Annotated in this window: 9 protein-coding genes; 7 read left to right on the forward strand and 2 right to left on the reverse strand. The window is 41.6% G+C overall.

All coding sequences use genetic code 11. The annotated features are described in order from the left end of the window. The first annotated feature begins 4 nt into the window (after window positions 1–4). Together cysI and LH47_RS09990 are read left to right on the forward strand one after the other, a co-directional pair. The gene (gene cysI, locus LH47_RS09985) at window positions 5–1,726 is read left to right on the forward strand and encodes an assimilatory sulfite reductase (NADPH) hemoprotein subunit (protein WP_043967062.1); all 1,722 of its coding nucleotides are present in this window, start codon (window positions 5–7) and stop codon (window positions 1,724–1,726) included. Window positions 1,727–1,837: 111 nt separating this feature from the next. Further along, on the forward strand, window positions 1,838–2,155 hold the full coding sequence (locus LH47_RS09990) for a YbjQ family protein (RefSeq protein WP_043967065.1): 318 nt from the start codon (window positions 1,838–1,840) through the stop codon (window positions 2,153–2,155). Between the two features lie 42 nt (window positions 2,156–2,197). On the opposite strand, the gene LH47_RS09995 is transcribed toward LH47_RS09990, so the two are convergent. Beyond that, window positions 2,198–2,467: a hypothetical protein gene (locus tag LH47_RS09995; RefSeq protein WP_043967066.1), complete on the reverse strand. Its 270-nt coding sequence runs from the start codon at window positions 2,465–2,467 to the stop codon at window positions 2,198–2,200. Between the two features lie 334 nt (window positions 2,468–2,801). Between LH47_RS09995 and LH47_RS10000 the strand changes: the two genes are divergently transcribed. The 5 genes from LH47_RS10000 to LH47_RS10020 all read left to right on the forward strand — a co-directional run bounded on the left by LH47_RS10000 (window position 2,802) and on the right by LH47_RS10020 (window position 6,237). Beyond that, window positions 2,802–3,080: an autorepressor SdpR family transcription factor gene (locus LH47_RS10000; RefSeq protein WP_003397448.1), complete on the forward strand. Its 279-nt coding sequence runs from the start codon at window positions 2,802–2,804 to the stop codon at window positions 3,078–3,080. Continuing rightward, window positions 3,077–3,703 carry an SdpI family protein gene (locus LH47_RS10005; RefSeq protein ID WP_043967068.1) on the forward strand — a complete coding sequence of 209 codons (627 nt, stop codon included), beginning with the start codon at window positions 3,077–3,079 and terminating at the stop codon, window positions 3,701–3,703. The genes LH47_RS10000 and LH47_RS10005 overlap by 4 nt, the downstream gene beginning before the upstream one ends. Beyond that, window positions 3,700–4,470 carry a YhfC family intramembrane metalloprotease gene (locus LH47_RS10010; RefSeq protein ID WP_084221312.1) on the forward strand — a complete coding sequence of 257 codons (771 nt, stop codon included), beginning with the start codon at window positions 3,700–3,702 and terminating at the stop codon, window positions 4,468–4,470. The genes LH47_RS10005 and LH47_RS10010 overlap by 4 nt, the downstream gene beginning before the upstream one ends. A gap of 62 nt (window positions 4,471–4,532) precedes the next feature. After that, window positions 4,533–4,799, forward strand: coding sequence for a hypothetical protein (locus LH47_RS16470; RefSeq protein ID WP_043967070.1), 267 nt, complete (start codon window positions 4,533–4,535; stop codon window positions 4,797–4,799). Between the two features lie 235 nt (window positions 4,800–5,034). Next, entirely contained in the window at window positions 5,035–6,237 is a 1,203-nt protein-coding gene (locus LH47_RS10020; RefSeq protein ID WP_043967072.1) for an NAD(P)/FAD-dependent oxidoreductase, read from the forward strand. Window positions 6,238–6,254: 17 nt separating this feature from the next. Here the strand turns inward: LH47_RS10020 and LH47_RS10025 are convergent. Continuing rightward, window positions 6,255–7,086, reverse strand: an 832-nt coding sequence (locus tag LH47_RS10025; protein WP_043967081.1) for an IS4 family transposase, incomplete at its 5' end; no start/stop codon positions are given.

Genomic DNA, 7,086 nt, shown 5'->3' on the forward strand with positions numbered 1-7,086 from the left:
GGGGATGATTGTGGAAAAGTTTGTATTAACACCGCCGGACGGACCACCAAGCGACGTTGAGCGCATTAAACGAGAAAGCAACTATTTGCGCGGAACGTTGAAAGAAACGATGGAAAATCGCATTACTGCCGGAATTCCAGAAGATGATAATCGATTGATGAAATTCCATGGCAGCTATTTGCAAGATGATCGGGACTTGCGGTCGGAGCGGCAAAAACAAAAATTAGAGCCAGCGTATCAATTTATGATTCGCGTCCGTACCCCAGGTGGCGTAGCAACACCAGAGCAGTGGCTCGCGATGGACGAATTGGCGAGGAAGTATGCGAACGGGACGTTGAAACTTACGACACGACAAGCATTTCAGTTTCACGGCGTATTGAAGTGGAACATGAAAAAAACGCTCCAAGCCATTAACGATGCACTGCTTACGACGTTAGCGGCATGCGGTGACGTCAATCGAAACGTCATGTGCAATCCGAATCCTTACCAATCGGAAGTGCACGCAGAAGTGTATGAATGGGCGAAAAGATTAAGTGATTATTTATTGCCACAAACAAGGGCGTATTACGAAATTTGGTTAGATGAAGAAAAAGTCGCTGGAACACCAGAAGTAGAACAAGAACCGATTTATGGGCCGCTTTACTTGCCACGAAAATTTAAAATTGGTATCGCTGTTCCACCGTCAAACGATATCGATGTATTTTCGCAAGACCTTGGTTTTATTGCCATCATGGAAAACGGAAAACTTGTAGGGTTTAATGTAGCGATCGGTGGTGGCATGGGAATGACGCACGGCGATCGCACGACATATCCGCAGCTCGCAAAAGTGATCGGTTTTTGTAAACCAGAACAAGTGATTGATGTGGCGGAAAAAGTCGTTACGATTCAGCGTGATTACGGCAATCGCTCCGTACGTAAACATGCTCGCTTTAAATATACGATCGATCGGCTTGGTTTGGATGCAGTGAAAACAGAACTAGAGCGTCGACTTGGATGGAATTTAGAAGAAGCCCGTCCTTATTATTTCGAGCATAATGGCGACCGCTACGGTTGGGTCGAAGGTGTAAACGATACGTGGCATTTTACGTTGTTTGTCGAGGGCGGACGGGTGAAAGATACAGATGATTATCCATTGATGACAGGCTTGCGAGAAATTGCAAAAGTGCATACGGGCGATTTCCGTCTCACCGCTAACCAAAACTTAGTCATCGCCAATGTGCCAAGCGAGAAAAAAGAAGAAATTGATGCGCTCATTCAACACTACAAATTAACAGATGGGAAACATTATAGTGCCCTTCGCCGCAATTCGTTAGCCTGTGTGGCTTTGCCAACGTGCGGATTGGCGATGGCAGAAGCGGAGAGATATTTGCCGACACTCATTGATAAAATTGAAGAAATTGTCGAGGAAAACGGGCTTCGTGACGAGGAAATAACGATTCGCATGACCGGCTGTCCGAACGGATGTGCTCGCCATGTGCTTGGAGAAATTGCATTGATCGGTAAATCCGTCGGGAAATATAATATGTATCTCGGGGCTGCATTTGATGGCAGCCGTCTCGGTAAATTGTATCGGGAAAATATCGGGGAAAAAGAGATTTTATCTGAACTTCGTACGCTCCTTTTTCGGTATGCGAAAGAACGACTCCCTGGCGAACGTTTTGGCGACTTCGTTATTCGTGCGGGCATTGTGAAAGAAACGACAGATGGAACAAACTTTCATGACTAAACAAATCGGCTTCCTGTTTGGGAGCCGATTTGTTTGTAAAAAAAGGATGATTTGAAACGATCGAGAATATAATAAAGGGGCAAATTTTATTTATAGAAAGGAGTCATTTACATGATCGTTACAACAACAAACAGCATCGAAGGAAAACAAATTGAACAATATCTCGGTTTAGTGTCTGGTGAAGTGATTTTAGGGGCGAACGTCGTGCGCGATTTTTTAGCAAGCATTACAGACATTATCGGTGGGCGAAGTGGAACGTACGAGAACAAGTTAGCTGAAGGACGGGAAATGGCGGTGCAAGAGATGATGAAAAAAGCGCGCAATATGGGAGCGAATGCAGTAATTGGCGTCGATCTTGATTTTGAAACGTTGCGCGATGGCATGATGATGTGCATTGCGACAGGTACAGCGGTGAAGTTGAAGGAATAGAGAAAGGGGAGAAGAAGCTGAATCGGCTTCTTCTCTTTTGACTTATGAAAGAGTTTCATTCATTTCCCACGATTCAACGATGGCATAAGCCATTTGAGGCGGAAACCCTTTGCCCATTAAATATGTCATGGCGGCAATTTCTTGTAGAGCATGTGCGAATGATGTTGTCTTTGCCTCTTGAAGACCGTATTCAACAAATGGCTGAATAACATATAGTGTCTCTTTCTTTAAATGAGGGTATAGTGGTTGCTTTGTCATGTAATGACCGGTTATTTCCGAATATGGATATTGTGGAAACATGTAATAATACATAATACATCTCCTCGTTCACGCAACATGTCTGCGATGTCATAATATGCCTAATCTTTGTCCACGGTCACTAAGAAACTTTTCAAACTTTTGCCGAAAAACTGACATGTAATGTTCAACGATGATGAATAAAGGAATGTTACATATTTTTACAATATATGTTGTGATTCATGTAATAGAGCAAAAGGAGGAATGAAGGTTTCCTTTGTTTTATTGTTTTATTGACTTACGTATAAAAATGGGATATGATGTAATTAGAAGTTTATCTAAATATCTATTTTTTTTGATTGATATTTAGAAATTTGTCTAAATATCTAAAAGAAGGTAGGTGAAAAAGATGTCGTTTAACGAAGCGTTTAAAGCGATTGCTGATCCAAACCGAAGAAAAATTCTTTCCTTATTAAAAAAGGGAGATTTAACGGCAGGGGAAATTGCTGAACATTTTGATATGCAAAAGCCGAGTGTGTCTCATCATTTAAAAATATTAAAACAAGCCGATTTAGTGGAAGATCGGCGCGTTGGGCAACATATTTATTATTCGTTAAATACAACGGTATTCCAAGATTTAATGAGCTGGTTTTATGACATATTACAAAAAGAAGGTGATGAATCATGAAAAAGTACTTATTTATTATTATTCTCATTGCATGTAGCTATGTATTGAGCTTATTAGCGATCCCTTTTTTGCCCGATGAAGTGGCGATTCATTGGAATGTTGCTGGGGAAGCTGACGGCTTTACGAACAAATGGTGGGGCGCATTATTATTTCCGATCTTTTTATCAGGAATTGTCGCTCTCGTCATCTTCTTGCCGAAGCTTGATCCACGGAAAGAAAACTACGAGAAATTTGAAAAAGTATATCGCATTTTTTTGCATGTATTTGTCATCTTTTTGTTCGGTCTACATGTAGTAACACTCGCATACAATATCGGGTTTCATGTACAAGTCGATGTCGTTGTGCCGATTGGAGTTGGAGTATTGTTCGTTGTGCTTGGAAATTATATGCCAAAAATTAAATCGAACTATTTTTTCGGCATTCGTACCCCTTGGACGCTAGAAGATGAAGAAGTTTGGCAAAAAACGCATCGTGTCGGTGGAAAAGTGTTTGTTATGATGGGTGTATTGATTATGCTTACGGTATTTGCAACAAGTGTATGGCGCTTTACTTTTCTTGTGATCATCGTATTGGTCGGCACGATGTATTTGTTTATCCAGTCGTATATATTTTCTCGTAAATAAAGGGGGAAATCGATTTGTTTGGGATGTCTATTCAATTACTTATTTCTTTATTTGTTCCTTTAGCGCTTATCCTATATGGACGAAAAAAAGGATGGCTCTCATGGAAAGCGTTCGGTGTTGGCTTGCTTGTTTTTGTTTTATTTTCACAAGTGTTAGAGAAAGTTATGCATATGCTTGTAATAGATCCGAGTGGCACATCGTTAAAAGGAACGAGTAGCGTTTGGGCGTTTGTCGCTTACGGGGCTTTAGCAGCTGGAGTGTTTGAAGAGATAGGAAGGTATGTCGGGTTTCGTTTTATGTTAAAAAACAATCGGGCATACGGGGATGGATTATCATTTGGTGTAGGGCATGGAGGAATAGAAGCGATGCTCCTAGGTGCTTTTAGCGCCGTGAATATGATGGTCATTTCTCATTTCGTTCAAACAGGCCAGTTTGAGCAAATTGCTTCCTCTCTTCCTGCTACACAAGTGGAGATGCTCAAAAACATGTTAAATCAGCCTGATTGGATGTATGTATTAGGTGGTATCGAGCGAACATTTGCGATCGCGATCCATGTTGCGCTTTCTCTTCTAGTGTTGTATGGGGTTCGGAAGGGGCAATTTCGTTATGTTGTCTATGCAGTCGGCATTCATGCTCTAATTGATGTTGTCCCTGCATTATATCAAGTGAAAGTCATTTCAAATGTTTGGATTGTAGAAACGATTCTTGCTTTCATTGCCATCGCTTCCCTTGTCTTCATTCGACGTATCGCCAAAAAGTTTCATTAAAGAGCTTGCAGCGAAACACGTTTCATACCTAATGCTTGTGTCAAAGTCATGAGGGAGAAGCAATGGGGATCTTTTTAATTTTTATTTTGTGTGTCGTTGAATTGATAGGAGCGCAGGCTGTGATACAAGCCGCAGCAAAAAAGAAGCAATTAAGAAAAAATCAACTATTCTCCCTGCATTTCCGCTTGATGCAACAAAGATTTATAAATGAAGTGCAATTAAAACGTTTAGGCGCAAAAGGTGTTGTTCGCCTCAATCAATCGGATTTGCAAGTAGTCGTCGGAACAGACGTTGAATTTTTAGCAAATGAAATGAGAAAAAATCATTGAATTATATCTCTCACATCTCCCTCACCGATAAATGAGGGAGATGTTTTATTATTAGTAATTGTTTTCAAAATAGGACGAAAAACGAGACATGTTACATCATTGTTACTTTTTTGTGAATAAATTGAGGAAAAAATGTAAAAATTATTTGAACTATTTTTATACATATACCTGTATATGTTTTATGGTAGTACAATGAAAGTGTAGAAAGTATTTCAAAAAAGGAAGGTGGTTGAAAATGGCAAATATTATTGTTGTTGGGGGAAACTTTGCCGGATTAACTGCGGCGCTTGAGTTGAAGAGGAAGTTGGGAAGTGGTCATCAAGTAACCGTCATTTCGAAATCACCTGTTTTTGTTTTTATTCCTTCACTAATTTGGGTTCCGTTTTCGGAGAGGGAAATAAAAGATATTACATTGCCGGTTGAGCCGATACTATCTAAAGCAAATGTGAAGTTTATTCATGCAGAAGCGTTAAAGGTAGATCCGGAAAAACAAAAAGTAGAAACAACCAAAGGAACGTATTCATATGACTATCTTGTCATGGCTACAGGTCCGGATTTAGCATTCGATGAGGTAGAAGGGTTAGGAGAAAATAGCAACGTTTCGTGTATTTGTCACCCAAAAGGAGCAATGGAAACGAGAAAAAGATGGGAAGAATTTGTGAAAAATCCTGGTCCTGTCGTCATTGGTGCAGCTCCTATAGCGGGATGTTCTGGAGCGGCATATGAATTTTTGTTTAATTTTGAGCAACAATGTCGGGCAGCGGGGATTCGTGATCAAGTTGATATTACATGGGTTACACCAGAGCCGTTCTTAGGGCATTTTGGCATTGAAGGAATTGCTGGTGGAGAGGCGATGCTTAAAGTATTTATGAAAATGTTGAATATTCGCTATATTACAAATGCAGCGATTAAAAAGGTGACAGGAGATGAAGTCATTTTAGATGATGGAAGACACCTACCTTATAAGTTTTCAATGATCATGCCTGCTTTTTATGGGGCGAAAGTAGTGCGTAATTCTCCTGGATTAGGAAACCAACGTGGATTTATTCCAGTTCATGACACATACCAACATAAAGTATATCCAACTATTTTCGCGGTAGGTATTGCGGCAGATTACCCAGTTTCTTTTCATACAAAAGTACCATTAGGTATGCCGAAAACAGGCTATCCTGCTGACGAGTCGGCAAAAACAGCGGCTGAAAATATAGTTCGGTTAATTCGGGGTGAAAAGGTATTAAAAGAAAAACCAATGGGAAAAATCCCAGGACTTTGCATTATGGATGCTGGAAAAAAAGAAGTACTTATTGTCACGAACTCATTATTAAAACCAAGAAAATTTGCGATGCTATTGCCGAATCCATTATATGACATTGGTAAGCGGCTGTTCGAAAAATACTTTATGTGGAAAACAAAAAATGGACTAAGTTATTTACCATAGCCCCTAGTCTTCAAAGATTAGGGGTTTTTTGGCCAGAATATGTAGCGACACGAGCCAAAATTAGACATACGCCTTCCATAAATTTGGGTATACTCAAACAAAGCAGCGGCCATCCCGGATTTCCAATCGAGAGGAAGCTGCCCAGAGAAAAAACGGCGAACGAACGAAATGAAGGAAAGAGAGACGTTCGTCTGTTTTTTGGTTTGATCATACAGCCATCGCAGCAACACATACGCGATGAACGCCGCAAACAGTTGGTTGTATACCGCATTTTCCGTCGTGCCAAACAAGGTCGGGACATTCAGATATTGCTTCACCCAACGGAAAAAGACCTCAACAGTCCAACGTTGTTGGTACATGTCGGCAATGGTTTCCGCAGACGCATGGAAGAGGTTCGTCACGACCCGAATGTCGCGGCCATTCGCATCTCGAAAGATCACCACCCGGTGACGCTTGGTGGAGCGGCATTGTTTCGTCCCCAACTGGCACGTGAAGTCGGCTTGAACCGATGAGGATGTGCTGGAAAGGCGTTTCAAGCTTTTTTTCTGATGAAGTTCGATGTTGTCCTTCATCCGAATGACAAAGAGCTGATGCTGCTCCACAAATCGATCGAGGCGTTCGATTTTGAAATACGCCCGGTCTTCCACCAGCACTTGTTGAGCGTTCGTCAACTGTTCTCCCACCGGGCCATCATGACGCAGTCCGATGGTTTCCACCACGTCTGCCGGCAACGAGGATTCCGGCGAATACGCGACGTGCAGCTTCACTCCGGCGCGTTCGCCGTGATACGGCGCCCATGGCAGGCGGTTTTTCCCGACCGTGACGGTCGTCGAATCCACCACCCGAAGC

Source organism: Anoxybacillus thermarum (genome assembly GCF_000836725.1).
Classification (GTDB): Bacteria; Bacillota; Bacilli; order Bacillales; family Anoxybacillaceae; genus Anoxybacillus; species Anoxybacillus thermarum.